This window comes from Halomonas sabkhae, from assembly GCF_030409265.1.
In the GTDB taxonomy this organism is placed as follows: Bacteria; Pseudomonadota; Gammaproteobacteria; order Pseudomonadales; family Halomonadaceae; genus Halomonas; species Halomonas halmophila.
The window spans coordinates 63,579-88,608 of record NZ_JAUFPM010000005.1 but is presented as its reverse complement, the minus strand read 5'-3'; the positions used below and the strand labels follow the sequence as shown (position 1 = coordinate 88,608).

Sequence of the window (25,030 nt, the reverse complement as noted above, 5' to 3'; positions counted from 1 at the left end):
GGCGGCCCTCGGGTCCGCCCGCGTCGTTTGCTACCCGCAGCGGGGCGGGACCCGCACCACCCAGTGTGACGCGATGTGGTCGCTGAGACAGAAGCCGACGTCCGGCGCGAACATGCGCTCGACCAAGTGACGCATGGCGTCGCGCCTGTCACCTTCCCCGGCGGGCAGCTGGCGTGTTGTCGCCAGAGGCTGCCAGCGGTCGGATTGTCGTTCGGCCAGGGCAAAATTGAACGGGTGGAAGCCGGGGAAGCCGAGCCTCAGGTCGGTGGCCATCAGCGTCTGTCGATTCCCGAGATTGACGCTCTCATAGCGCAGGAAGGGCCCGGCGAACCAGTCCAGGCGCTTCCCGGCGGCGGTGTCCTGGGCAACCGGCTCGAGTGCGGCCCCGCGTGAGAAGGTTTCCAGTTGGGGCGGGCGGGAGCCATCCAGCACGCCCACCAGGGTTTCATGATAATGCTCGTCGTCGACGATGGTGGCGCGCCACAGCAGGATGTTGAACGGCGTCGGCTGCACCATGCGCGGCGCGGCCGTCAGGCCGCGCTCGGCCAGCACCGGCTCCAGGCGGTGTTCGACCAGGCTCTTGGCGCCCAGTGCGGCGACCAGATAGACGCAGGACAGGGTCAGCCCCCAGGCCGGGGCGCGTCTGCCATTGCCGGTGAAGATGGCGATGATGATGCCGATCAGCAGGGGCAGGCTGAAGAAGGGGTCGATGATGAAGACCAGTGGCTCGGCGGCGGGCCGTACCGCCAGCGGCCACCAGATCTGGGTGCCATAGGCGGTCAGGGCATCGAGCAGCGGGTGGGTCAGCAGGCACAGCCCGAAGAAGGCCAGCCAGCGACCCGCACCGATATCGCGCCAGGGTGTCAGCCAGCGGCTGAGCAGCGCCAGCGTCGTCGCCAGGCCGGCGAGCATGAACAGCGAATGGCTGAAGCCGCGATGCTGGGTGACATTGGCCACGGCATCGCCATAGTCGATGAGTACATCCAGATCCGGCAGCGTGCCGAGGACGGCGCCGACAAGCACGGCGCGCCGCCCCAGACGCCGGCCCAGCACGGTGCCGCCGATGGCGGCGCCGAGGGCCGCCTGGGTCAAGGAATCCATGGCAGCGTTACCTCGTTTGCGCCCAGGGCGGATGGTTGGCGAGGATGCGTGCCTGCACCGGGCAGGTATCGCGATGGGCGCCGGGCAGGTAGCCCGTGCTCATCAGGAACTCGCCGACGATTTCCGGACCGGTGAAGCGGAAGGTGCGCTTGAACAGCTTGACCCAGTCGGCATGCGGCAGTGGATGGTGGTGGTCCAGCCAGGCCTGGAAGCTGTTATGCTCCCGCCGCAGTTGCTGGATGACGTTGGCGTTGTGGATGACGGCATCGACCTTGAGCCGATTGCGGATGATGCCGGCATCGCTCAGCAGCCGGCTTCGCGCGTCCTCGCCATAGGCGGCGACCCGGTCGACGTCGAAATGCTCGAAGGCCGCCCGGAAGGCCTCGCGCTTCTTGAGCACGGTCAGCCAGGACAGGCCGGCCTGGTTGATTTCCAGGACGAGCCGTTCGAAGAGGGCGTCGTCACCCTCCACCGGGAAGCCGTATTCGTGGTCATGGTAGGGGCCGTGAAACGCATGGCCCGGGGCCAGGTCACAATAGTCGCTCATGAAGTATCGCTCATGGGGTGAAGGTCGCGTCGCGAGAGTGGCGGATCGATGACAGAATGCCCCGAAAGTCGCTTACTGTGAACAAGGAGATTTTCATGCAATACCTGCACACCATGGTGCGTGTCGCGGATCTCGAGGCATCCTTGCACTTCTACTGCGATTTGCTCGGCCTCCAGGAGGTGCGCCGCAAGGAAAGCGAGAAAGGGCGCTTCACGCTGGTGTTCCTGGCGGCGCCCGCCGACGAGCCGCGCTCGACGGAGCTGCAGTCCCCGGAGCTCGAGCTGACCTGGAACTGGGATCCCGAGACTTATACGGGCGGCCGCAACTTCGGCCATCTGGCCTATCGTGTCGATGACATCTATGCGCTGTGCCAGCACCTGCAGGATAATGGCGTCACCATCAATCGGCCGCCCCGGGATGGCCACATGGCCTTCGTGCGCAGCCCGGACGGTATCTCCGTCGAGCTGCTGCAGGCGGGCGAAGCCCGGGAGCCCAGGGAACCATGGGCCTCCATGGACAACACCGGCAGCTGGTAAGGGAACCTCGACGATGATCGCCGTTTTACGCCATGTTTCGTGGCTGACGCTCCTGGCAATGGGCCTGGGGTTGGCTGGCTGCGCCAGTGATGCACCGACCTCCGCCGTGGAATCCTCCGGGGAGGTGGCGGGGCCGGTAGTCGGGCCACGCTGGAACCTCCTGCTGTTGGGAACCAGCGAGCGGCTCGACCTCTCGCCCACCCCCTACTTCCAGATCGGTGCGGATGGCCGGGTCAGCGGCCATGATGGCTGCAATGCCTTCAAGAGCAATGTCTCGCTGGGCGACAACCAGCGCATCGAGTTCGGCCAGCTGGCCTCGACGCGCAAGGCCTGCCCGGACATGCAGGACGCGCGGCGGGTAACCGAGATGCTCGACTCGGCGTATCGCTACCTGATCGACCACGACCGGCTGGTGTTCTTCGGGCCGGATCAGCGTGTGCTGGGTGGCTTCCAGCGCGTCGACTGAGCCCGCCATCCTGCCGCCCCAGGACAACGGCCGCCCCGAGTCAGGGCGGCCGTTGATGCATCCGGGGCTGGCTTCAGGCCGGGGTTCGTCCTGAGCCTGGCGCCTCAGTAGAGCAGGGCAAACAGCTTGCGCCGATAGGTCACGGTCAGCGGGTTGTCCGCGCCCAGCGCATCGAAGACACGCAGCAGCGTCTTGCGGGCGGCGTCCTCGCCATAGGCGCGATCCGAACGCATCAGCGCCAGCAGGCCCTCGAGCCCGGCTTCGTATTGACCGTCGGCCACCTGACGCAGGGCGCGCTGATAGCGGGCCTCGCTGTCATCCCGTTCGCCCAGCGCCGCGATGTCATCCGCCGACAGGGCTTCCTCGCCGAACTCGATGCTGGCGCGTACGCCGCGCGCCGGTGCGGCATCGCGCTCTTCCGGCGGCAGGGCTTCGATCAGCTGTCGGGCCTGTTGCGGTTCGCCATCGGCGACCAGCGCGCGTGCCAGCTCGATCTTGTAGGCATTGTGATCCGGCCATTGCTGAGCCAGTTCCTCATAGATACGCCGCGCCGTCGCGCTGTCGCCGGCTTCCAGTGCCGCGGAGGCCTGCTCTTCCGGGCTCTGCTGCGCGCCCTCGGGGGCCTGGAAGTACTTGCCCAGCCAGTCACGGATGGCCTGCTCCGGCTGCGCGCCCTGCAATTGATCGACCAGGCCGCCCTGACTGACCAGCTTGACGTCAGGCGCCTCCTGGACGCCCAGCTGGCCGGCGATATCCGCATTGTCGTCGATATTGAGCTTGCCCAGCAGGAAGGCGCCATTGTGCTCGCGGGTCAGCTTCTCCAGCACCGGCAGCATGTTCTTGCTCTGCTCGGAAGCCGGCGACCAGCAGGTCAGCAGTACGGGCACCTGCATGGACATCTCGAGCAACTGCTGGATGTTGCTGCGGTCGACATCGAGGATCAGGTTGGCATCTGACTCTTGGTTGGCGCCCGCATTGGCGCCGGTATCCGCGTTGCCGTCCGATGAAAGCGGCTCACCGGTACGAGGATCGACGATTGCCATGGTGTTCAGGCCTTGTGGGTGTTAGTGAGTTTGTAGGCAAGATGCGGGTCGGACGGGCAGGATTCAAGGGGGAGCTGCGAGAAACGGGTGGTGAGTCACGAGCTACGAGCCGCGAGAAACGAGCCGGGCAGCAAGAGCGAACCGATGACCTTCGGATCAGAACTCGCGGCCCCGTCGTGTGGACACGCTTCTTGCGTGCACACAAAAAGGCCGATCCCTTGCGGAATCGGCTTTCTCGATGTTGGGTAGCGGGGACCGCGGGCTTCAACAGGAGCGAACCGATGACCTTCGGATCAGAACTCGCGGCCCCGTCGTGTGAACACGCTTCTTGCGTGCACACAAAAAAGCCGATTCCTTGAGGAACCGGCTTTCTCGATATTTGGTAGCGGGGACCGCGGGCTTCAACAGGAGCGAACCGATGGCCTTCGGGTTTCCATCACGAGCCCACAAAAAAACCGACACCCTTGGGTATCGGCTTTCTCGATATTTGGTAGCGGGGACCGCTGGTCTTGAAACAAGAGCGAACCGATGACCTTAGGGTTTCCATCACGAGCCCACAAAAAAACCGACACCCTTGGGTATCGGTTTTCTCGATATTTGGTAGCGGGGACCGGATTTGAACCGATGACCTTCGGGTTATGAGCCCGACGAGCTACCAGGCTGCTCCACCCCGCATCAACGTGCGACGTATTCTACACACTCATGGCCATGCGTCAACCACTGCTTTAGCAGGTGCTTTCGTTCCCGGGGCCATGGTCCATACTGGGGCTGGTGTCACATGGATGACTGCTCGATCCGCGACACTGTGATGACTGTCTGGGTGCCATCATTCAGGCATGCTGCGAACCGTCATATCTAGGGAGCCATGCTATGACAAACAATACGACCGTCGCCTGGGTAACCGGTGGAACCGGGGGAATCGGTACCGCCATCTGTCGTGCTCTGGCCGACGCCGGGTATCACGTGGTGGCCGGCTACCGGAATCCCGACAAGGCCAAGACCTGGCTCGAGGCGCAAAAGGCGGATGGTTACGACAATGTCTCGTTGTCTGGAGTGGATCTCTCCAGTTACGAGGAGTGTGCCAAGGGGGCGCAGGAGATCGAACAGGCCCACGGTCCCATCGGCGTGCTGGTGAACTGTGCCGGTATCACGCGTGACGGTACCTTCAAGAAGATGTCGTCCGAGCAGTGGAACGAGGTACTCGATACCAACCTCAACAGCGTGTTCAACACCAGTCGCAGCGTGATCGGAAGCATGCTGGAGCACGGTGCGGGGCGCATCATCAATATCTCGTCGATCAATGGCCGCAAGGGGCAGTTCGGTCAGGCGAATTACGCCGCCGCCAAGGCGGGCATGCATGGCCTGACCATGTCGTTGGCGCAGGAGACGGCGACCAAGGGCATCACGGTCAACACGGTGTCGCCGGGCTATATCGCCACCGACATGATCATGCAGATTCCCGAGAAGGTGCGTGAGTCGATCCGCGAGACCATTCCCATGAAGCGTTTCGGCAAGCCCGAGGAAATCGGGCAGCTGGTCGTCTATCTGGCCAGTGAGGAGTCGGCCTTCATTACCGGGGCCAACATCGATATCAACGGTGGTCAGTTCATGGGCTGAACAGCGGTCGCCCACGCCGTTCATGGCGTGGGCGCGCTTCCGGCTCCGTGCAGGCCGTCGTCAGGGCGGCGGGAGCTGGGTCAGGCTTTCCAGCGTGCGGTCGAGCTCGCCGACCTCGCGCTGCCACAATTCGGGCGGAATCGGCCCGGTCGCCAGCAGTTCGCAGAGCACCTCGCGCAACTCTTCGGCCCGTGTCGGCTCCTTGCCCAGGTTGTCGTTCAGTCGCTCGACCTGAATGGCCAGCCGCAAGGGGTCGTCGCGTTGTGCGACCTGTCCGCCGGCCAGCAGGGCCAGATGCACGCGAATGCGTTCCAGGTGTTCCTCGATGTCGTCGGCAGCGGGAGGCGAACGGCGTGCCGTGTTGCGCTGCTGATGAGCGCGTTTCACATCACTCGAAAGCTCGGCTGTCCCGGGTGGCGTGACGTCCCGGGGCGTTTCGTCGGCCAGGCTGGCGGCATCGGCCTCCAGGTGGGCGTCGAGCAGCGGGCGAATCGCGTGGAAACGTTGTACTTCCTCGGCCTGTGCCAGGCGCTCCAGGCGGTCGCGCCGGGCGCGAATGATGCCTGACCAGCGTTTGCGCATGCCTTCGCTGCGCCGCCCGTGGGGGAGGGGCTCGAGGGCCAGGGCCTCGTTGACGGCCTGGTCGAGTATGGCGGCATCATCACTGGAGCTGGGCTGCCAGGCATCCATGCGCTCCACCAGCGCCTGCATGGCATCGAGCCTGGCCTGGTTGCCCTTCGCCTGATCGCGGCGTGCGGCATCCCGGCGGGCGAAGATCTCATCGCATATATGGCGAAACTCTTTCCACAGGGCGCGTTCTTCGTGGCGCGGGGCGCGGCCCAGTGCGCGCCAGCGTTTCTGGAGCTGCTTGGTGTTGTCGGCGCGTTTGGCCGGGTCCTGGCCGCTGTCGCGCAACTGGCGAGCCTCGTCGATGAGCTGTCGCTTGGCGTCGGCGACGGTATTGGCGCGTTGCTCGATCAGGGCCTGCAGTTGATGCCGAATGCGTCCGAAACGCCGGCCGACGGCCTCGGACTGGTCGCGGGGCACCGGCGAGTGGTGGCGCCATTGCTGACGGGCACGGTCGCGGATTTCGCGCAGGGCGTCGGGGTCGGCCTGTTGCGAGGGCTGTTCGATCAGTTGTTCCAGCTGCTCGCACAGGGCTTCGCGTGCCTCGAGGTTGCGCTGGCGCTGGGCGTCCTGCTCTGCGCGCCAGGGCTTGAGGCGCTCATGCACCTGGTCGGAGGCGCGGCGGAAGCGTGCCGCTTGTTCGTGATTGGCCGCGGCATCGCCGAGTCCCTTCCATTCCTTGATCAGGCGGCGGTGTCGACGGTCGAGGTCGGCATGGCCGAGGGTTTCGTCATGGGCCAGCGACTCGATGTCCTGGCATAGCTGGTCGCGCTTGGGTCCGGCAACGAAGCCACGCCAGTCGCGCAACTCGGCCAGGCGGGCTCCCAGGCGTTTGAGTCGGCCCTCATCGATCCGTTTGGCGGGCAGCTCCTCGGCCTGCTGGCGCAGTCGCTGGTGAAGCCGACTGGCGCCCTTGAAGGCGCCGCTTTCGAGAAGCTGCTCGAGCTGATCCAGGTCGTCATGGAAGCGTGTCAGCCGGGCAGCCAGGTCATCGTCGGCCACGACCTGCTGTTGCTCCAGCTGTTCCCGGGCGCGGCGCAGCAATGGCGAAGGCGGCAGGTCGTCGGGCCATTGGCAGGCGTCGATCAGGGCGCCGAGGCGCTCGTCGTCGCCGATATCGATGGCTTCCTGGAGGGCATCGGCACGTTCATCCAGCCTGACGCGTGCCTGGACGATGCGGTCGAAGTCGGTGAGTGCCGCATCGTAACGCTGGCGCAGGGCGTCGTCGGCGAGATGCTTGTCGGAAAGCGCCTGCCAGCGGCTGGCCATCAACTGCTTCTGGGAGCGCAGGCTGGCGATGTCCTGATCGGCGAGGCGGTCACCATGGCGCAGCCCTTCCAGGCTTTCCTCGAGGGCTTCGACCAGCGACTCGCGGGCCTGGTCGGCGTCCTCGCGCTGCTGTTCGGCCACATCCTGGGCATGCTCATGGGCTTCGTGGTCGCTGATCACCTTGCGGCAACGCAAGCTGGCATCCTGGTAACGGCGCTCCTGCTCATTGTCGGGAATATCCTCGAGCCGTTCCCATTCGCGGGTCAGGTGTCGGAAACGGCCGGCATACATGGGCTCCCAGGGGCTGGCCGCGTGGGCTTCGAGCTGCTCGAGCAGCGATTCGCGACGCTGGCGTGCCCGGGCCAGGGAGGCGGCATCGGCGCGCATCTGGTTGAGGCGGTCCCGGGCGCGGCGCATCACGCGGCGGTCGCGGCGCGCCTCGCTGGCCAGTCGGGCCAGGCCCTGTTCGCTGGTGATGCGCTCGGCGGCGGCGTGGCGAACCGCGGCAATGCCATTGTCGCGGGCCTGGCGAATCAGTTCGTCTTCGCCTGTCAGGCGCGCCAGGGCGGCGAGGCGCAGTTGCTGGTTGTCGCCTTCGAGGGCGATGCGCGACAGTAGGGAGCTGTCATTCAGGGCCTCGACGAGGGCAGTGCGGTGCTCCAGGTCCTGGTGGCCGGCGCGGCCGGTGAGCAGCATGAGCAGGCGTTCGCGCAGCTCCACGCTCTCGCCATGCTGGTCTCGCAGGGTCAGCAGCTGCGTCGCGTCGTCCAGCCGTTCCAGGGAAGCATGTCGCACCCCGCTGTCGTCATCGACGGCAAGCCGCTCCAGTGTCTGGCGCTGGCTGTCGTTGTCGGCATCGAGGTTGGCGGCCGCCTGACGGCGGACGCCGGGGTCTGGATGTCGCCAGCGGGGGGCGAAGAGTCGACGTAGCAATCCTGGCATGGTGTTCCCGAACCGGTCGCGGCAGGGGCGCGACGTTGAATGATGAGCGCTCGATACGGCCCAACACTGTATCTAAGCATGAGCCGACAAGGGTGAAAAGGGGCCCCGGGTGTCGTCGAGGCGATGAAGTACTGACAAGGGTGGGGTGCTGGGCTTATGATCTGTTGCAGGGTCAGGGACTCTCGCATAGCTTGAGGTCTGTACCCTGACCATCACCCGACGTGGAGTTCGGCAATGAGTCTCAGAGTGGAAAGAGACAGCATGGCATTCACCTTCAAGGGCGGTATGTTGCCGATGACGGTCATGGAATTGGCCAGCGCCGATCCCGAGCATATCCGTGAGCAGCTCGCCGGCAAGCTGAGTCAGTCCCCGGCCTTCTTTCATCATACCCCTGTGGTGCTCAACGTCGAGCACCTGGATGAGCCGCACCTGGCACTGGAGCGCATCTGTGCCGTGTGTCGCGATCATAAACTGCTGCCGGTCGCCGTGCGCGGCGGCCCCGACCCGGTCAAGCAATCGGCCTGGGCCCTGGGGCTGGGCTGGTTTCCGCCGCAGGAGGCCGAGCGTCCGCGTTCTCTGGAGAGCGTGAACTCGGACGAGGCGATACCGCCCGTGGAGCCGGAGACGCCGTTGAAGGCCGAGGACATGTCCGGTGGCCGAATCTTCCGCGGTACCGTGCGTTCCGGCCAGCAGATCACCTCGCCGGAAGGCGATCTGGTCGTGGTCGGGGCGGTCAATGCGGGGGCCGAGGTGCTGGCCGGTGGCAGCGTGCATGTCTATGGCCCGCTCCGCGGTCGGGCGCTGGCCGGCATTCACGGCAATCATCAGGCAGGCATCTTCTGCCGTGAGCTGCGCGCCGAACTGCTTTCGGTGGCAGGCAATTACAAGCGCCTCGAGGATATCGATCCGCGCTTGCTGGATTCGGCGGTACAGGTGCGGCTGACGGAAGAGCAGCTGAGCATCATGCCGCTGGATTGACACGGATGGACAACGACGATTGGAGGCGGCAATGACGCGCCGCTCCTTTTTTCCAACATGACAGACAGGATGTGACACTTGGCCAAGATCATCGTTGTGACCTCCGGTAAAGGTGGGGTCGGCAAAACAACCAGTGCAGCCGCGGTTGCCACAGGTCTGGCCCTGCGTGGCCAGAAGACCGTGGTAATGGATTTTGACGTCGGTCTGCGTAATCTCGACTTGATCATGGGCTGCGAGCGCCGCGTGGTCTACGACCTGGTGAATGTCATCCAGGGCGAGGCCGGGCTCAGCCAGGCATTGATTCGCGACAAGCGGGTCGACAACCTGCATATCATGCCGGCCTCCCAGACCCGGGATAAGGATGCCCTGACCATGGAAGGGGTCGGCGAGGTGCTGGATGAGTTGAACAAGCAGTTCGATTACATCATCTGCGATTCACCCGCCGGTATCGAGCGTGGGGCCCAGCTGGCCATGTACTACGCCGACGAGGCGATCGTGGTCACCAACCCGGAAGTCTCCTCGGTGCGCGACTCGGACCGGATTCTCGGCCTGCTGTCCGCCAAGACGCGGCGTGCCGAGCAGGGCGAGGAGCCGATCAAGGAACACCTGCTGATCACGCGTTACAACCCGAACCGGGTCGATCAGGGTGACATGCTCAACCTCGAGGACATTCGCGAGATCCTGTCCATCAATCTGATCGGACTGATCCCGGAATCCGAGGCGGTGCTGCGTTCCTCCAACCAGGGGGTGCCGGTCACCCATGACGATAACAGTGATGCGGGGCAAGCCTACGCGGATGCCGTCTCGCGGTTGTTGGGCGAGGATGTGCCCCTGCGCTTCCACGAGTATCAGAAAAAGAGCCTGTTGAGCCGCATGTTCGGAGGAGGCCGCCGGTGAAGTTACTTGATTTTCTGAAGCGTGAACGTAACAAGGAATCCGCTTCTGTCGCCAAGGAAAGGTTGCAGATCATCGTTGCGCATCAGCGCAACCAGCGCGGGCAGCCGGACTACATGCCGCTGCTCGAACGCGAGCTGCTGGAAGTGATCCGGCGCTATGTGGAAGTCGACGATGACGCCATCAACATCAATCTGGACAGTGAAGACAACTGTTCCGTGCTGGAGCTGAACGTCACGCTCCCGCGCAGTTGAGATGGCGGCTGAGCCCCGGGCGGGGCTGTGCTAGGCTGGGACTCTCATGTCCCAGCCTGATCGGAGTGCACGTCCATGGCGCAAAAGAAAGCCGCCCCGCTGACTTTCCTGTGGCACGATTATGAAACCTTCGGCGCCGATACGCGTCGTGATCGCCCGTCGCAGTTCGCCGCCATTCGCACCGATGCCGACTTCAACGAGATCGGCGAGCCCATCGAGCTGTTCTGCAAGCCCGCCGACGACTATCTGCCGCACCCCCAGGCCTGCCTGATTACCGGCATCACGCCTCAGCAAGCCAAGCGTCGCGGCCTTCCCGAAGCCGAATTCGCCGGTCGCATCCAGGCCGAGATGAGCGAGCCGGGTACCTGTGCCCTGGGCTACAACAGCCTGCGCTTCGACGATGAGATCGGGCGCCATCTCTTTTATCGCAACCTGCTCGATCCCTATGCCCGCGAGTGGCAGAACGGCAATTCGCGCTGGGACCTGATCGACGTGGTGCGGGCTTTTCACGCCCTGCGCCCCGAGGGCATCAACTGGCCGACGCGCGAGGATGGCTCGCCCAGCTTCAAGCTCGAGGACCTGACGGCGGCCAACGGCATCGAGCATGCCGGCGCGCACGATGCCCTCGCCGATGTCCGCGCGACCATCGCCCTGGCCCGCTTGTTGCGCCAGAGCAATGCCAACCTCTTCGATCACCTGCTGAACATGCGTGGCAAGCGCGCGGTCGGCCGTGCCATCGATGTGCCGTCGCGCAAGCCGGTGCTGCACATTTCGCGTCGCTATCCGGCCAGCCGGGGCTGCAGTGCGCTGGTCATGCCGCTGGCCGAGCACCCCTCCAACCCCAACGGCGTCATCGTCTATGACCTGGCGATGGACCCGACGCCCTTGTTGTCGATGGACGCGCAGCAGATTCGCGAGCGCGTCTTCGTCAGCAATGATGACCTGGCCGAGGGCGAATCGCGCATTCCGCTCAAGGTGATTCATCTCAACAAGTGCCCGGTGATTCTGCCGGCGAATGCCCTCAAGGACACCAGTGGGCCGCAGCGCGGCGAGTACGGCGAGATCGTCGAGCGCCTGGGCGTGGATGTCGCCGCCTGTCGCCAACACTGGAAGATCCTGTCGGATCATCCCGAGGTGGCGACCCGTGCCGCGGAGGTGTTTGCCGGGCCGCCGCCGGAGGTGCCGCAGGACCCGGATCTGATGCTCTACTCCGGTGGCTTCTTCTCGCCCGCCGATCGTCAGCAGATGCAGCGCGTGCGTGACACCGATCCCTGGGAGCTGGTCGGGGCCAGTTTTGCCTTCCAGGACCCGCGGCTCGAGGAAATGCTGTTTCGCTATCGAGCACGCAACTACCCGGATACGCTCACCGGCGAGGAGATGGCGCGCTGGGAGGCGTTCCGCTGGGAGCGCATGCAGGATTCTGCGGTGTCGGGCTTCGTGTTGAGCGAGTTCGCCCGCGAGATCGAGCGACTGAATCAGGTCGATCTGACCGACAAGCAGCGCCAGATCCTCGAGGAGCTGGTGATGCATGTGGAAGCCATCATGCCGGCCCAGGCCTTCGAGTAGTCTCGACGCCTGAGGCGTCCTCATCCGCGCCCGCCCGGGCGCGGGATACCCCGCTGCCTGAATGACATCGCCCGGCCTGAAGCCGGGCGATGTGTGTTGCGTTGCCGGGTCGGATGAGTGGCCCACCCGGCCGGCGGCCTTACTCCGCCGGACTCGACATGGGCGCCAGATCGGTCTTCAGCGACATCACGTCGCTGGCGCTGTCGTCCGGGTCGTGGGCAATGTTCAGGGCGGGCCCCTGCATCAGCTGCTGCCAGGCGCTGCGCAGTGCTTCCGGACTGACCTCCATGACCTGCTCGGCGAGGCGCTGGCGATGGTCGAAGCCGACATCCTCCAGAGCCAGCGCGCGCCACAGACGGTCGATGCGGTTGGTCAGGCTGGTGTCGCGTTGCAGCAGGTTGTCGCGCACGGCCTGGCGGTAAGGCGCCAGGTCGGCTTCCTGCAGCTCGTCGAGGCGCTGGGTGAAGCCGTCGGTGAAGGCCTCGACACGCTGTTGAATGGTCTGGCTGTCCGTGTCCGGCGACTGGACCAGAAAACTGATGCCCGGTGTGTAGAGCAGGGGGCTGTAGCCGGCCGTGACGATATAGCCGAGCTGCTGCTCGGTGCGCAGCTGCTGGTAGAAGGGCGTTTCCAGCAGGCGGCCCATTACCGCCAGCCGGGCCTGGGTGTCCAGCGCCTGGTCGGCGCCCTGAAGGTAGCGAAGGGCCAGGGATTCATCGCGGCGCGAATCGGGCACCAGGGTCGGCAGGCTCTCATTGACGCGCAGTGTCACCAGTTGAGGCGTGGCCTCGCTGGCCAGCTGCGGTGCCAGTGTCTCGGCCACGGCCCTGGCCTGCTGCTCCGCCAGGTCATGCCCGATATCACCGACCGCCAGGCTTTCGATGTGCAGCTCGCCCAGGAAGCGCTCGCGAAAGTCACGCAGTGCCGCGGTATCCAGCGTTTCGCTGGCCGTCAGCAGTGCTTCGGGGGACCAGTGGGGCTTGATCAGGGCCTCGGCCAGGGTTCGCCGGGCCTGCTGGTAGAGGTCGTTCTGGGGCGCATTGCGCCAGCCGCGGCGCAGGCGGTCGCGAACGCGTTCGACGCTGTCGGCCCGGATCTCGCCGTTCTCGAGTTGTTCGAGGACGCGCTCCATCAACTGGTGCTGGCCGTCCCGCCAGCCGGAGAAGGACAGGGTGATGCCCCGGGCGTGGGCATAGGCCTCGAAGCCGTGGCCGGCCAGGCGCGCCGGGTACAGCGCCTCGTTGAGGCTGTCCTGCAGCCAGCCGGCGAGCAGGCGCGATAGTGCAGCGTCGCGGGCGTTCTGACTGGACGCCGGGTGCTGGAGGCTGAAGCGCCATTCGACCCTGGGCGTGTCGAAGCTGGCATCACGCATCTGCCAGAACGTGAAGGCGGGCTCGTCGATGCGCTGGCGAGGCTGGTCGTCCTGCACGCCGAGCAGGGTGAAGTCCTTGGCGATATAGGGGTTGGGTTCGGGCAGCGACAGGCCGGCCAGAGGCTCGGTGGTGCTGGTCTCAGCGTTGTCGTCGGTGCTGTCCGACGCCTCGGCCTGGCCGAGTGCCACCGGGGTCCAGGGCGTGTCGAACCAGGGCGAGGTCTTTTCGCCTTCCACTTCGGGGCCGCTGTAGAGCCGGATCATGTTGTCCGGGCGCAGTGCCGACAACCAGGTGTCGATGAGGTCGGCATCGAAGCCATCCATGCGGTAGGGCGCATAGTTGACGTCCTCCACGGGATAGCGCGAGAGGTTCATCGAGAGCCGCATGGCGTCATCCAGCGCCGAACCATGCTGCGGGAAGCGGAAGGATTGCTCGGCCAGCCGGGCCTGCTCGTCGTACCGCCAGGCATCGATGCCGTTGTCACGAATGGCGCGAATCGCCTCGAACAGGGTGGCCTGGATCCGCTGGCGGTGCTCGGCTCCTTCCGGGGTGAGGCTGATGTCGACCTGCAGCAGGGCGTTTCGGCCGTCGCCCCGGGCGACACTGGCCATCAGGCCATCGGCCCAGCCGGCGTCGCGCAGCACGGACAGCAGGCTGCCTTCGCCTTCGTGGCCGAGCAGGTTGGTCAGGTAGCTGGCCGGCTTGTGGCGGTACTCGGTGATGGGGTCGGGCGCCGGGAAATAGAAGCTCAGCTGGCGGCTGTCGCGCAGTGATGTCAGTTCGGCGGCCAGCGGCAGGCGCGCGGTGTCGGCCAGCGGGGTGTCGATGGTGGGGCGACTCAGCTCGCGATTCGGGACATCGCTGAAGTTGTCGCGCACCAGGCTTTCCAGCTCGTCCAGTGGCCCGGGGGCCACCACGGCGAGGTTCATGACATTGGCCCCATAGTGCTGCCGATAAAATGTCTGGATGCGCTCGTGCAGCCCGGGTTCGCCTGCGGGCCGGTCGGCCAGGGTTTCCAGGCTGCCCACCGAGAAACCGGTGGCGGGGTGCTCGGGGTTGAGCAGCTGGTCGAGGACATCGCCTCGGCGGCGCGCTTCATTGCGCTTGCGGGCGATGTACTCCGAGTGCACCACCTTGCGTTCGCTTTCCAGCTTTTCGGCATTGAACAGCGGGTTGACGAAGAAGCGGCTGAAGCGGTCCAGGGCACCGGACAGGGCATCGGGCTCGATGGAGAAGAAGTAGTTGGTGTCCCGGGGCGCGGTGAAGGCGTTGTGCTCGCCACCGTGGCGGCTCAGGAAGCTCTGGTAGGCATCGGTCTCCGGGTAGCGCTCGGTGCCCAGGAAGAGCATGTGCTCAAGATAGTGTGCCAGCCCCGGAATGTCGTCGGGGTCCTGGGCATTGCCCACGTCGACGTTGACCGAGGCGGCCGCCTTGTCGGCCTCGGCGTCATGAACCAGCAGTGCCGTCAGACCGTTGTCCAGCGTCAGGATGCGGTAGTCGCGGTCGTCATTGGGGCTGACGCGTGGTGTCATGACGTCCTTCGCCTCCTGATCGTTGGTTGACTGGGCAACGCCGATACCGGGCAGCAACAGCGTGACGGCCAGGGTGGCGGTCAGGCATGAGCGTAGGGGAGGAATCATCATGTCTCCTGTTGTGATGTCCTGCGTAACATGGGGCCGATGGGGTAGGCGCAGGACGCTTCCTGGTTGCCGGGATCATTCACCTCCCTTGATACAGGAAAGGCGCCCAACAGTTCCGTGGCCGCTGGCGTCAGTTGTTGCCGTGCCTCTGCGAGTGGCATCTGCGGGTCCAGCCAGCGGGTCGCCGTATCGCGCTCGATGACGGCGGGAAGACGGTCGGTCAGCGGTGCGAGCAACTCGTTGCTCGGCACGGTGATCAGCGCCAGAGAGTCGTTGTAGTCCGTGAGCGTGGTATGGAAGCGGCACCACAGGGCGGCCAGCAGCAGGGGGCCGCGGTCGGCACGCGTGACCAGATATGGCTGCTTGGCCCGTGCCATGGGGCGCCACACATAGACGCCGCCGACCGGCACCAGGCAGCGCCGCGCGGCGAAGGCGTCGCGGAACATGGCACGCGACTCCAGTGACTCGGCGCGTGCGCAATGGGGCGCATGGTCGAGAACCTTCAGCCAGGGCGGGGTAAGCCCCCAGAAGGCGCGGCCCAGGCGCGGACGGCCAGCTTCCAGGCGGATCAGCGGCAGGGGTTGGCGCGGGGCCAGATTGGTGCCGGTGATCGGCGTTTCCTCGACCACCAGTTGCGGCAGCAGGTTACGCCAGGCAAGCGCGGGGATATAGAGTCGGCCGGCCATGAGACCTCCGGGGAAAGGGAGCCGCAGAATAACACCCGGCCGGCAACAAGCGAAAAGCGTGCGGGGCTTGCGTTGCAGCACAGGCCATATATGCTATTGAAAACAGTGTTCGTCTATTGGCGTTGACCAGCCTCGCAATTGGTCAGCGTTCATTCTCCTGCGCCCACCCCCCTGCGAGGAAGCCGATGGCTCGACCGAGACAGCACGCTCCCGAGACGCTCCATGCTCAGGTCATGGCGGCGTGCGATGCCTGGCTGAAGGAGAGCCCGGTGCATACGCTGTCGTTGCGCTCCCTGGCGCGCGAGGTGGGGTGTGCACCGAGCACCCTGCTCAAGCTGTACGGCAGCTTCAACAACCTGCTTCAGCACGTCAATATCGAGTCGCTGGGGCGTCTGCGCGTCGCCATCGACCCGTTGCTGGGGGATGGTACGCCGCAGCAGCGGCTCCAGGCACTGGCCAAGGCCTACTGGGAGTTCGCCCACGGCGAGCCTTATCGCTGGCAGTTGATGTTCGATTACCCGCTGGCCCAGGAAGGCGAGCTGGATCGCCGCCAGAGCGACATGATCGAGGCGCTCTTCCTGCGCGTCGAGAATACCCTCAAGGAACACCAGCCGGCACTGGACGACATGCAGGCACGCCGGCTGGGGCGCACCCTGTGGGGCAGTGTGCATGGCCTGGTCCAGCTGGGGCTCAACGAGCGCCTGGGGTACTGGCAGAGTGAACCGCTGGATGTCGAGGAGCTGCTCGATGAGCTGACCACTACCATGCTGGCGGGTCTCAAGACGATGCCCGAGGCGCCGTGAACGGCGCCTGGTTATGGGGGGTAGCGGCGCTGCTGGTGCTCCTGTGGGCCGCCCGTTCGCCGCGCACCCTGGTGCGACGCCTGGTGTTCATGCTGGTGCAACTGCTGTATCGCATGCGCTATCAGGGGCGTCGCCACATTCCGGCGCATGGCCCCGCCCTGGTGGTCTGCAATCATGTCAGCTTCATGGACGCCCTGGTAATCGGCGGGGCCAGCCCGCGGCCCTTGCGCTTCATGATGGATCGCCATATCTATGAATCGCCCTGGTTGAACTGGCTCTTCCGCCTGGTCGGGGCGATCCCCGTCGATTCCGAACGCGCCGATCCGGGCGGTCTCAAACGTGCGCTCCATCAGGTCAGTCAGGCATTGCGTGAGGGCGAGGTGGTGATGGTCTTCCCGGAGGGGCGCCTGACCCGCGATGGTGAGGTGCAGCCGTTTCGCCGCGGGCTCGAACTGATCCTGGCGCGGGACGCGGTGCCGGTCGTGCCGGCCAGTCTGGCGGGGTTGTGGGGGTCGTGGACCTCGAATTGCGGCGGGCCGGCGCTCGGCAAGTCGCCGCGGCGCTTCCGGGCGCGGGTCGCGCTCTATTTCGGTGAGCCGCTGCCGCCCGAGCAGGCCGAGCGCGGCCTGCTGGAGTCGCGGGTGCGCCAACTCAAGGCCGAGGCGGATACCTGGGTCACGACGGGCCGGCGCGCCTGAGCGGGCGTCAGCTCTCCACCACGGCGCGACGCACCGACTGCCAGCAGCGTGCCGAGGTGATCAGGTTCTCGCGGACCTCGAGAATTTCCATGCGCACCGGGCCGATCTCCAGACACACCTGGCCGTCCGGGAAGGACTCGAGGTGTTCGAGTACCAGGCCGTTGAGCGTCTTGGGCCCATCGGTGGGCAGCTGCCAGCCCAGCGACTTGTTGATGTCGCGGATATTGGCGGTGCCGTCGATGACATGACTGCCGTCATCCTGGGCATGGATATCCTGGTCCTGACTGGCCACGTCGGTGGTGAACTCGCCGACGATTTCCTCGAGGATGTCTTCCAGGGTCACCAGCCCCTCGACGTCCCCATACTCGTCGACCACGATGCCGATGCGCCGCTTCTGCTTCTGGAAGTTGAGCAGCTGGGTATGCAGCGGCGTCGACTCGGGGATGAAGTAGGGTTCGCGGGCTTCCTGAACGATGGCCGCCTTGGTGACCTCGCCGCGTGACAGGAAGCGGGCCGCATTGCGCAGGTGCAGCATGCCGATGATGTTGTTGATGTCGCCCTTGAAGACCGGCAGCCGGGTATGCTGGCTGGTGCGGATCTGGCCGAGGATGGCCTCCAGGCTGTCGTCGAGGTCGATCCCGGCGACTTCATGACGGGGCACCATGATGTCGTTGACCGTGACGTTCTCGAGGTCGAGGATCGAGACCAGCATCGCCTGGTGGCGGCGCGGGATCATGGGGCCGGCCTCGTGAACCACGGTGCGCAGCTCGTCACGGGTCAGGTTATCGGCATCGCCCTCGATGTTCTTGACGCCCATCAGGCTCAGCAGGCCATTGGAGATGGCATTGACCAGCCATACCAGCGGGTAGAGCAGCTTGAGCAGCGGGTCGAGGATCAGCGATGCCGGATAGGCGATATTCTCCGGCTTGACGGCGGCGTAGGTCTTGGGCGTGACCTCGGCGAAGATCAGGATGATGATGGTCAGCAGGGTGGTGGCCACGGCCGGCCCTGTCACATCGCCGAAGAAGTGAATGGCGATGATGGTAGCGATCGAGGCGGCCAGGTTGTTGACGAAGTTGTTGCCGATCAGGATGACGCCGATCAGGCGATCGGGCCGACTCAGCAGACGCATCACCCGCTGGGCACGACTTTCTCCGCTGCCCGCGCGATGGCTGAGGCGGTAGCGGTTGAGCGACATCATGCCGGTCTCGGAGCTGGAAAAGAATGCGGAAAGGCAGATTAGCAGTATCAGCAGGCCGAACAGCAATCCCAGAGGGAAATCGTCGTTCAAGGCTAAAGGTCCTCGCTATTGGGTCAGATTGATTTGTAGGGATTGGGGGTTGGCCTGTCAAGACAGGCCCGTCAGCCCTGAGCGAGCAGGACCTCGAGCACGAACTTGCTGCCGAAGTAGGCCAGCAGCAACACCAGATAGCCCACCAGGGTCCAGCTGACCGCGCGCATGCCACGCCAGCCCAGCCACAAATGGCAGACCAGCAGGGTGGCAAAGATCAGCCAGGCGAGCAGCGACAGCACCGTCTTGTGCACCAGGTGCTGGGCAAACATGTCGTCGAGGAACACGAAGCCGCTGGCGATCGCCAGGCTCAGCAGGGCCATGCCGGCCCAGATCAGCTCGAACAGGATGCGTTCCATGCTGGTCAGCGGGGGCAGTGACTGCACGACGCCGCGAATATGGTGGTGACGCAGGGCCTGGTTCTGGATGCCCAGCAGGATGGCCTGGAAGGCGGCAATCGCCAGCAGGGAGAAGGCCAGTGCCGAGCTCAGTGCGTGCAGGGCGATACCCGGTGTCATGCCGGGGTGGCGTTCGGGGCTCGGCAGGCCGATGGCCAGCAGCAGAATCATGCCGGTCAGCGGAAACAGGCCCACCGCCACATTGAGCACCGGCTTGAACAGGCTGACGATGAGCAATGTCAGCACCGCCAGGCCGCTGATCAGCACCGCACTGGTGGTGATGCCCGGCAGCAGTGACGCTCCCTGATCGAGCAGGCCGATGGCCAGCGGGGTCTGGCACATCAGGGCCAGCAGGCCGAAGCTGCGCACCAGGCCGGTGCGTGACGACACCCGGCGCGTCAGGGTCAGTGCCTGCCAGGAGGCCGCTGCCACGTAGAGAATGAATGCCATGACGGCAAGAGGTAGCGCGTGCATCGAAGCTATCCATGCGCCTTCGCCAGCGCCTGATGATGAGACATTAGCGTCTCACTATACCGAATCGTCGCGACCCCTGACAGCCGCTGGCGCAAGATAACGCGGCCGATGCATGGAGACTCGTCGCCACAAGGCGTATAATTTGCGCCCATTGCGGGGAAGTCGCGGCTTCCCAGGCCATCGTACGTGGAGAGGCCCATGTTCCAGAATCTCAGTGATCGTCTGTCGCAGACGCTCAAGTCGATCAAGGGTCAGGCGCGCCTGACCGAAGACAATGTCAAGGACACCCTGCGCGAGGTGCGTCGTGCGCTGCTCGAGGCGGATGTTGCGCTGCCGGTGGTCAAGGACTTCGTCGACCGGGTGCGCGAGCGTGCCGTCGGCCAGGAAGTCTCCAAGAGCCTGTCGCCGGGACAGCAGTTCATCAAGATCGTCCAGCAGGAGCTCGAGGCGATCATGGGCGAGTCCAACGAGAGCCTGGTGCTCAAGAGCTCGCCCTCGGTGGTACTCATGGCCGGCCTGCAGGGCGCGGGCAAGACCACCTCGGTGGCCAAGCTGGCGAAATACCTGCGCGAGCGCGAGAAGAAGAAGGTGCTCGTGGTGTCGGCGGACGTCTATCGTCCGGCGGCCATCGACCAGCTCGAGACGCTGGCCAGTGAAGTGGGCGTTGACTTCTTCCCGTCCAACAGCGGCCAGCAGCCGGTGGATATTGCCGAAGCCGCCATCAAGCACGCCAAGATCCAGTTCCATGACGTGGTGCTGGTCGACACGGCGGGCCGCCTGGCCATCGATGAAGCCATGATGGCCGAGGTGAAGGCGCTCAACGCGGCGGCATCGCCGGACGAGACGCTGTTCGTGGTCGATGCCATGACCGGCCAGGATGCCGCCAACACGGCCAAGGCCTTCCACGAAGCCCTGCCGCTGACCGGTGTCATCCTGACCAAGGCCGACGGTGACGCGCGCGGCGGTGCCGCACTCTCGGTGCGTCATGTCACCGGCAAGCCCATCAAGTTCATGGGCATGGGCGAGAAGGTCGATGCCCTGGAGCCCTTCCATCCGGACCGCGTGGCCTCGCGCATCCTCGGCATGGGCGACGTCCTGTCGCTGATCGAGGAAGCCGAGCGCACCGTCGACAAGGGCAAGGCCGACAAGCTGGCCAAGAAGGTCAAGAAGGGCGACGGTTTCGACCTGGAAGACTTCCGTGACCAGCTGCAACAGCTCAAGAAGATGGGCGGCATGGGCGGCATGCTGAGCAAGATGCCCGGCATGGGCCAGATGGCCGAGATGGCTCAGGGCCCCGGCCCCGAGAAGGAGTTCGGCAAGCTCGAGGCGCTGATCAACTCCATGACACCCAAGGAACGTCGCAGCCCGGATATCATCAATGGTTCGCGCAAGCGTCGCATTGCTGCCGGTGCGGGCCTGCAGGTGCCGGACCTGAATCGTCTGCTCAAGCAGCACAAGCAGATGCAGAAGATGATGAAGAAGGCCGGCAAGAAGGGCGGCATGGAAAAGATGATGCGCGGCATGATGGGCGGTCAGGGTGGCCAGGGCGGCATGGGCGGTCCCGGTGGCCCCGGCGGCATGGGTGGCCCGGGAGGCTCCGGCGGCATGGGTGGCCCCGGCGGCATGCCGTGGAAGCGCTGAGGCCCAGCGGCGGCCGCGAGTAAAATGCTTTCCAAGTCGGGCAGATTTCCGTAAAATGCTGCCTCTTCACTGGTGGGCTCGTGTCTTTTGCGCGGGTTCCGCCGTGACAAGTCGCTTCAGCGGGTCGTGACAAACCGCCGCTGGCAGGCCATATCGAAGGGTCAGCCTTCGATCGAATACTTCTGTAACTCAACCGAAGGACAGTCAACGCATGGTTACCATTCGTCTGGCACGGGGTGGCGCCAAGAAGCGTCCCTTCTACCATCTCGCCGTGACCGACTCGCGCAAGCCGCGCGACGGTCGTTTCATCGAGCGCCTGGGCTTTTTCAACCCGGTGGCGCGTGGTCAGGAAGAGCGTCTGCGCATCGACCTGGATCGCATCAGCCAGTGGCAGGAGCAGGGCGCACAGCTGTCCGCTCGCGTTGCCGAACTGGTCAAGGAAGCCCGCAAGCAGGCGTAAGCCGCTTGAGGCGAGCGCATGGCCGACGCAGAGTCGACGATAAGCATGAGCGCCGAGCAAGGCACCAGGCCCGAGTATGTCGTCTTGGGCAAGTTGACCAGCCCGTATGGTGTCAAGGGCTGGCTTCGCGTGTATTCGTACACCAGCCCCATGGAAGGCATCCTCGAGTATAACGAGTGGGTGCTGCGCCATCGGGGTGTCGAGTCGCGTTACCGGGTCGCTCAGGGTCGCCTGCAGGGCAAGGGGCTCGTGGCACGCCTGGAAGGTGTCGAGGGTCGCGATCAGGCCGAGGCACTGGCCGGCGCCGAGATCCTGCTGTCGACAGCCGAACTGCCCGAGTTGTCCGAGGACAGCGACTTCTACTGGTATCAACTCGAGGGGCTGGCCGTCGAGACGACCGAGGGCGTGGACCTGGGCGTCGTCGACTATCTGTTCGAGACCGGTGCCAATGATGTCCTGGTCGTGAAGGCTCGCGAGGACGATAGCGAAGGCAAGCGTGAGCGGCTGTTGCCCTTCCTGCCCGACGTCGTCATCCAGCGGGTGGACCTCGAGGCGGGACGCATGGTGGTCGACTGGGATCCGGCATTTTGAGCCGCAGTGAGGCATCGATGTGGATCGGCATCGTGTCCCTGTTTCCCGAAATGTTCGAGGCGCTGACGCGTCAGGGTGTGACCGGGAGAGCCGTGGACAAGGGGCATATTGACCTGGCGTTGTGGAACCCCAGGGATTATGCCACCGATCGTCATCGCACCGTGGACGACCGCCCCTATGGCGGCGGACCGGGCATGCTGATGAAGGTCGATACCCTGCGCGCGGCGATTCATGCGGCTCGCGAGCAGGCCGAGGTCGCCACCGGCCAGCGGCCCCGGGTGATCTACGTATCGCCCCAGGGACGCCGTCTCGATCAGCGTGGCGCTCGGGAGCTGGCGTCGGGACCGCCGCTGGTGGTGGTGGCCGGACGCTATGAAGGCATCGATGAGCGGGTGGTGGAAGCCGACATCGATGAGGAGTGGTCGATTGGCGATTATGTGCTGAGCGGTGGCGAACTGCCGGCCATGGTGCTGATCGATGCCGCGGCAAGACTGGTGCCCGGTGTGCTGGGCCATCAGGACTCCGCGCTCGAGGACTCCTTCAATGACGGGCTGCTGGATTGCCCGCACTACACACGCCCGGAAGACGTCGATGGACGCCGAGTGCCGGACGTGTTGCTGAGTGGCCATCATGGTGCCATTCGGCGCTGGCGATTGAAGCAGTCACTGGGACGGACCTGGCTGAGGCGTCCCGACCTGCTGGAAGGCAGGGTCTTGAACGACGAGCAACGGCAACTGCTCGAGGAGTTCATCGAGGAATACGCCCCGACATCCACCGCTTAGGTCGGGGCGGCGGTGCAGGACGCCACTGGCGGACCTGTGTCACCAACGACACTCCCGCGCTCCGCGGTATTCGGGCGCCGGGATCACGACTCGCCGGCCAACCATTGCCGGATCGGCGGGTCAAGTAACGTTATCGAGGAGTTTATTGTCATGAGTAGCAAGAACAAGGTGATCCAGGCGCTCGAAGCCGAGCAGATGAGCGGTGAAGTGCCGGCATTCGCCCCGGGCGACACCGTCGTCGTCCAGGTGAAGGTCAAGGAAGGTAACCGCGAGCGTCTCCAGGCCTTCGAAGGCGTGGTGATCGGCAAGCGCAACCGCGGCCTGAACTCCGCTTTCACCGTGCGCAAGGTGTCCCATGGTGTGGGCGTCGAGCGTACCTTCCAGACCTACAGCCCGCTGGTCGACTCGATCAAGGTCAAGCGTCGTGGTGATGTGCGCCAGGCCAAGCTGTACTATCTCCGCGAGCGTAGCGGCAAGTCCGCACGCATCAAGGAAAAGCTCAACTGAGGCCTGCCCGTCAGGCCCGACGGCGCGACTCGATCGTGTCCGACGCTGCCCCGCCACCGCTCCTGCGGGGCGGGGTTTTTTGTTAGGGCCTCGGGTCACGAGGCCGGACGAGGGATGCCCGCATGTCGAGACCGCTCGACGACTTTGCCCTGATCGATGCCTTCCTCGACGGCCTGTGGCTGGAAAGGGGCGTCAGCGACAATACCCTCCAGGCCTATCGCCACGACCTGCAGGCCTGGCAGGCGCAGCTGGCCGAGTATCGGGCGGATCTGCTGTCGCCACCCGCCGAGGCACTGCCCGACTGGCTCGAGGCGCGACGCGAGGCCGGCTACAAGCTGCGCAGCAATGCGCGCCTGTTGTCCAGCCTGCGCCGCTTCTATCATTGGGCACTGGGGGAAGGGCGCATCGAACATGATCCGCTCGCCGAGATTCGGCTGCCGCGTGTCACGGCCTCCCTGCCCGAGACGCTGGAAGAGGACGAGGTCGAGCGTCTGCTCGAAGCGCCCGACGTCGATACGGCCCTGGGGCTGCGTGATCGTGCCATGCTCGAGGTGCTGTACGGAGCCGGCCTGCGCGTGACGGAGCTGGTGGGCCTGACCACCGATGCGCTCAATCTGCGTCAGGGCGTGGTGCGAGTGCGCGGCAAGGGCGACAAGGAGCGCCTGGTGCCGTTGGGCGAGGAGGCCGGCGACTGGCTGAGCCGCTACCTGCGCAGCGGGCGCGGCGTCCTGATGCAGGATGTCACGCGCCCGGCGCTGTTTCCCGGTCGCGGCGATGCCTGCCTGACTCGCCAGGCCTTCTGGTATCGTATCAAGGGTTATGCGCGCAGCGCCGGCATCGAGCGTCACCTGTCGCCACATACGCTACGGCATGCCTTTGCCACGCACTTGTTGAATCATGGCGCCAATCTGCGTGTCGTACAGTTGCTGCTGGGTCACAGTGACCTTTCCACGACCCAGATCTATACCCATGTGGCGCAGGTCCGACTCGAAGCCCTGCACGCCGAACACCACCCTCGAGGCTGAATCATGAAAAAAACGATCCTCCCCCTGGCCAGCGGCCTGCTTGCCGCGACCCTGGCAGTGCCCACCCTCAGTTGGGCGGCCGTGCCCGAGTCCCTCGAGTCCATCGAGGTGTCCGGCCGGAGCATGCCGGTTAAAGACGTGCGCGAGACGACGATGGCGGACATCTACGAGGTGCGCCTGGAAACCGGTGAAACCTTCTACACCAATGCCGAGGGCAACTACTTCCTGGTCGGTGATCTGTACGAGAAGACCGACACCGGCCTGGTCAACCTCACGGAAAAGACGCGCAATGCCGAGCGTCAGGAGCGCCTCGAGGAGGTGACCGACGACAAGCGCGTCACCTTCCGCAGTACCGACGAGACCCGGGCCCGCGTCGTTGTTTTCACGGATACCACCTGCCCGTACTGTCAGCGTTTCCACGAGGAAATGTCGCGCTTCAACGAGCTGGGGATCGAGGTCGATTACCTGGCGTTTCCGCGTGGCGGCATGGAATCGCCGGGGGCACGCGAGCTGCAGAAGATCTGGTGCGCGGAGAATACCAGTGAGGCCATGTCGGCGGCCTTCCGTGAGGAATCGCTGGAAAGTGACGCAACCTGCGACAATCCGGTCGAGGAACAGTATCATCTGGGGCTGGAGCTCGGTGTGCAAGGGACACCGGCCATCATCATGCCCGACGGCAGGCTGGTGCCCGGCTATGTGCCGGCGGAACGCCTGGCCAAGCTGCTGGGCCTGGAATAACCGATATGACCGGTCCGTCACGGGCCGGCGGCGAGGCGAGTCTCGCCAAGCTTGGACACACGCCAGAATGAAAGGGGAATGAC

Annotated in this window: 24 protein-coding genes and 1 tRNA gene; 16 read left to right on the top strand and 9 right to left on the bottom strand. The window is 65.0% G+C overall.

Translation table 11 applies throughout. The features are described from left to right. Positions 1-30 precede the first annotated feature (30 nt). The gene (locus QWY79_RS04275; protein ID WP_290270218.1) at positions 31-1,101 is read right to left on the bottom strand and encodes a metal-dependent hydrolase; all 1,071 of its coding nucleotides are present in this window, start codon (positions 1,099-1,101) and stop codon (positions 31-33) included. 7 nt (positions 1,102-1,108) lie between these two features. Further along, on the bottom strand, positions 1,109-1,648 hold the full coding sequence (locus QWY79_RS04270) for a DNA-3-methyladenine glycosylase I (RefSeq protein ID WP_290270216.1): 540 nt from the start codon (positions 1,646-1,648) through the stop codon (positions 1,109-1,111). 95 nt (positions 1,649-1,743) lie between these two features. Here QWY79_RS04270 and QWY79_RS04265 point away from each other — a divergent pair, with 95 nt between their 5' ends. Both QWY79_RS04265 and QWY79_RS04260 read left to right on the top strand, forming a co-directional pair. Continuing rightward, positions 1,744-2,184 (top strand): VOC family protein, encoded by a 441-nt coding sequence (locus tag QWY79_RS04265; protein WP_290270214.1) that lies wholly within the window; start codon positions 1,744-1,746, stop codon positions 2,182-2,184. Between the two features lie 13 nt (positions 2,185-2,197). Next, positions 2,198-2,650 carry an META domain-containing protein gene (locus QWY79_RS04260; protein ID WP_290270211.1) on the top strand — a complete coding sequence of 151 codons (453 nt, stop codon included), beginning with the start codon at positions 2,198-2,200 and terminating at the stop codon, positions 2,648-2,650. 104 nt (positions 2,651-2,754) lie between these two features. Here QWY79_RS04260 and QWY79_RS04255 read toward each other — a convergent pair whose 3' ends face one another. Both QWY79_RS04255 and QWY79_RS04250 read right to left on the bottom strand, forming a co-directional pair. Further along, positions 2,755-3,693: a co-chaperone YbbN gene (locus QWY79_RS04255; protein WP_290270209.1), complete on the bottom strand. Its 939-nt coding sequence runs from the start codon at positions 3,691-3,693 to the stop codon at positions 2,755-2,757. Between the two features lie 598 nt (positions 3,694-4,291). Then, positions 4,292-4,368: transfer RNA gene (locus QWY79_RS04250), tRNA-Met, on the bottom strand. A gap of 195 nt (positions 4,369-4,563) precedes the next feature. On the opposite strand from QWY79_RS04250, the gene phbB reads away from it, so the two are divergent. Continuing rightward, positions 4,564-5,310 carry an acetoacetyl-CoA reductase gene (gene phbB / locus QWY79_RS04245; RefSeq protein ID WP_141321601.1) on the top strand — a complete coding sequence of 249 codons (747 nt, stop codon included), beginning with the start codon at positions 4,564-4,566 and terminating at the stop codon, positions 5,308-5,310. Between the two features lie 60 nt (positions 5,311-5,370). Here the strand turns inward: phbB and QWY79_RS04240 are convergent, their stop codons facing one another. Next, on the bottom strand, positions 5,371-8,148 hold the full coding sequence (locus QWY79_RS04240; protein ID WP_290270206.1) for a DUF349 domain-containing protein: 2,778 nt from the start codon (positions 8,146-8,148) through the stop codon (positions 5,371-5,373). A 234-nt stretch (positions 8,149-8,382) separates the two neighbouring features. Between QWY79_RS04240 and minC the strand changes: the two genes are divergently transcribed. From minC to sbcB, 4 genes are all read left to right on the top strand, one after another. Continuing rightward, positions 8,383-9,126, top strand: a complete 744-nt coding sequence (gene minC / locus QWY79_RS04235) for a septum site-determining protein MinC (protein WP_290270204.1) — start codon at positions 8,383-8,385, stop codon at positions 9,124-9,126. Positions 9,127-9,204: 78 nt separating this feature from the next. Continuing rightward, positions 9,205-10,023 carry a septum site-determining protein MinD gene (gene minD / locus QWY79_RS04230; protein WP_290270202.1) on the top strand — a complete coding sequence of 273 codons (819 nt, stop codon included), beginning with the start codon at positions 9,205-9,207 and terminating at the stop codon, positions 10,021-10,023. Then, positions 10,020-10,274: a cell division topological specificity factor MinE gene (minE, locus tag QWY79_RS04225; protein WP_141321609.1), complete on the top strand. Its 255-nt coding sequence runs from the start codon at positions 10,020-10,022 to the stop codon at positions 10,272-10,274. Before minD ends, minE begins: the two co-directional genes overlap by 4 nt. Before the next feature lie 75 nt (positions 10,275-10,349). After that, on the top strand, positions 10,350-11,840 hold the full coding sequence (gene sbcB, locus QWY79_RS04220) for an exodeoxyribonuclease I (protein WP_290270200.1): 1,491 nt from the start codon (positions 10,350-10,352) through the stop codon (positions 11,838-11,840). A 139-nt stretch (positions 11,841-11,979) separates the two neighbouring features. Here sbcB and QWY79_RS04215 read toward each other — a convergent pair whose 3' ends face one another. Together QWY79_RS04215 and QWY79_RS04210 are read right to left on the bottom strand one after the other, a co-directional pair. Further along, the gene (locus QWY79_RS04215) at positions 11,980-14,853 is read right to left on the bottom strand and encodes an insulinase family protein (protein WP_290270198.1); all 2,874 of its coding nucleotides are present in this window, start codon (positions 14,851-14,853) and stop codon (positions 11,980-11,982) included. Next, positions 14,853-15,539 (bottom strand): SOS response-associated peptidase, encoded by a 687-nt coding sequence (locus tag QWY79_RS04210; RefSeq protein WP_290270195.1) that lies wholly within the window; start codon positions 15,537-15,539, stop codon positions 14,853-14,855. The genes QWY79_RS04215 and QWY79_RS04210 overlap by 1 nt, the downstream gene beginning before the upstream one ends. Before the next feature lie 185 nt (positions 15,540-15,724). Here QWY79_RS04210 and QWY79_RS04205 point away from each other — a divergent pair, with 185 nt between their 5' ends. Continuing rightward, positions 15,725-16,342, top strand: coding sequence for a TetR/AcrR family transcriptional regulator (locus tag QWY79_RS04205; protein WP_290270194.1), 618 nt, complete (start codon positions 15,725-15,727; stop codon positions 16,340-16,342). 89 nt (positions 16,343-16,431) lie between these two features. Next, on the top strand, positions 16,432-17,040 hold the full coding sequence (locus QWY79_RS04200; protein WP_290270356.1) for a 1-acyl-sn-glycerol-3-phosphate acyltransferase: 609 nt from the start codon (positions 16,432-16,434) through the stop codon (positions 17,038-17,040). Between the two features lie 7 nt (positions 17,041-17,047). Here the strand turns inward: QWY79_RS04200 and QWY79_RS04195 are convergent, their stop codons facing one another. Continuing rightward, a complete protein-coding gene (locus QWY79_RS04195; RefSeq protein ID WP_290270192.1) occupies positions 17,048-18,331 on the bottom strand; it encodes an HlyC/CorC family transporter in 1,284 nt (427 codons plus the stop codon). Positions 18,332-18,402: 71 nt separating this feature from the next. Beyond that, entirely contained in the window at positions 18,403-19,203 is an 801-nt protein-coding gene (locus QWY79_RS04190; RefSeq protein ID WP_290270190.1) for a cytochrome C assembly family protein, read from the bottom strand. A 198-nt stretch (positions 19,204-19,401) separates the two neighbouring features. Between QWY79_RS04190 and ffh the strand changes: the two genes are divergently transcribed. From ffh to QWY79_RS04155, 7 genes are all read left to right on the top strand, one after another. Next, a complete protein-coding gene (gene ffh, locus QWY79_RS04185) occupies positions 19,402-20,844 on the top strand; it encodes a signal recognition particle protein (RefSeq protein ID WP_290270188.1) in 1,443 nt (480 codons plus the stop codon). A gap of 211 nt (positions 20,845-21,055) precedes the next feature. After that, positions 21,056-21,304 (top strand): 30S ribosomal protein S16, encoded by a 249-nt coding sequence (gene rpsP, locus QWY79_RS04180; RefSeq protein WP_141321625.1) that lies wholly within the window; start codon positions 21,056-21,058, stop codon positions 21,302-21,304. A gap of 18 nt (positions 21,305-21,322) precedes the next feature. Next, the gene (rimM, locus tag QWY79_RS04175) at positions 21,323-21,895 is read left to right on the top strand and encodes a ribosome maturation factor RimM (protein WP_290270185.1); all 573 of its coding nucleotides are present in this window, start codon (positions 21,323-21,325) and stop codon (positions 21,893-21,895) included. A gap of 17 nt (positions 21,896-21,912) precedes the next feature. Continuing rightward, a complete protein-coding gene (gene trmD, locus QWY79_RS04170) occupies positions 21,913-22,677 on the top strand; it encodes a tRNA (guanosine(37)-N1)-methyltransferase TrmD (protein WP_290270182.1) in 765 nt (254 codons plus the stop codon). Positions 22,678-22,827: 150 nt separating this feature from the next. Next, complete coding sequence (gene rplS / locus QWY79_RS04165; RefSeq protein ID WP_290270180.1) at positions 22,828-23,184, top strand: 50S ribosomal protein L19; 357 nt, start codon at positions 22,828-22,830, stop codon at positions 23,182-23,184. A 122-nt stretch (positions 23,185-23,306) separates the two neighbouring features. Further along, positions 23,307-24,209, top strand: coding sequence for a site-specific tyrosine recombinase XerD (xerD, locus tag QWY79_RS04160; protein ID WP_290270178.1), 903 nt, complete (start codon positions 23,307-23,309; stop codon positions 24,207-24,209). Positions 24,210-24,212: 3 nt separating this feature from the next. Then, on the top strand, positions 24,213-24,947 hold the full coding sequence (locus tag QWY79_RS04155; protein ID WP_290270176.1) for a DsbC family protein: 735 nt from the start codon (positions 24,213-24,215) through the stop codon (positions 24,945-24,947). Positions 24,948-25,030 lie beyond the last annotated feature (83 nt).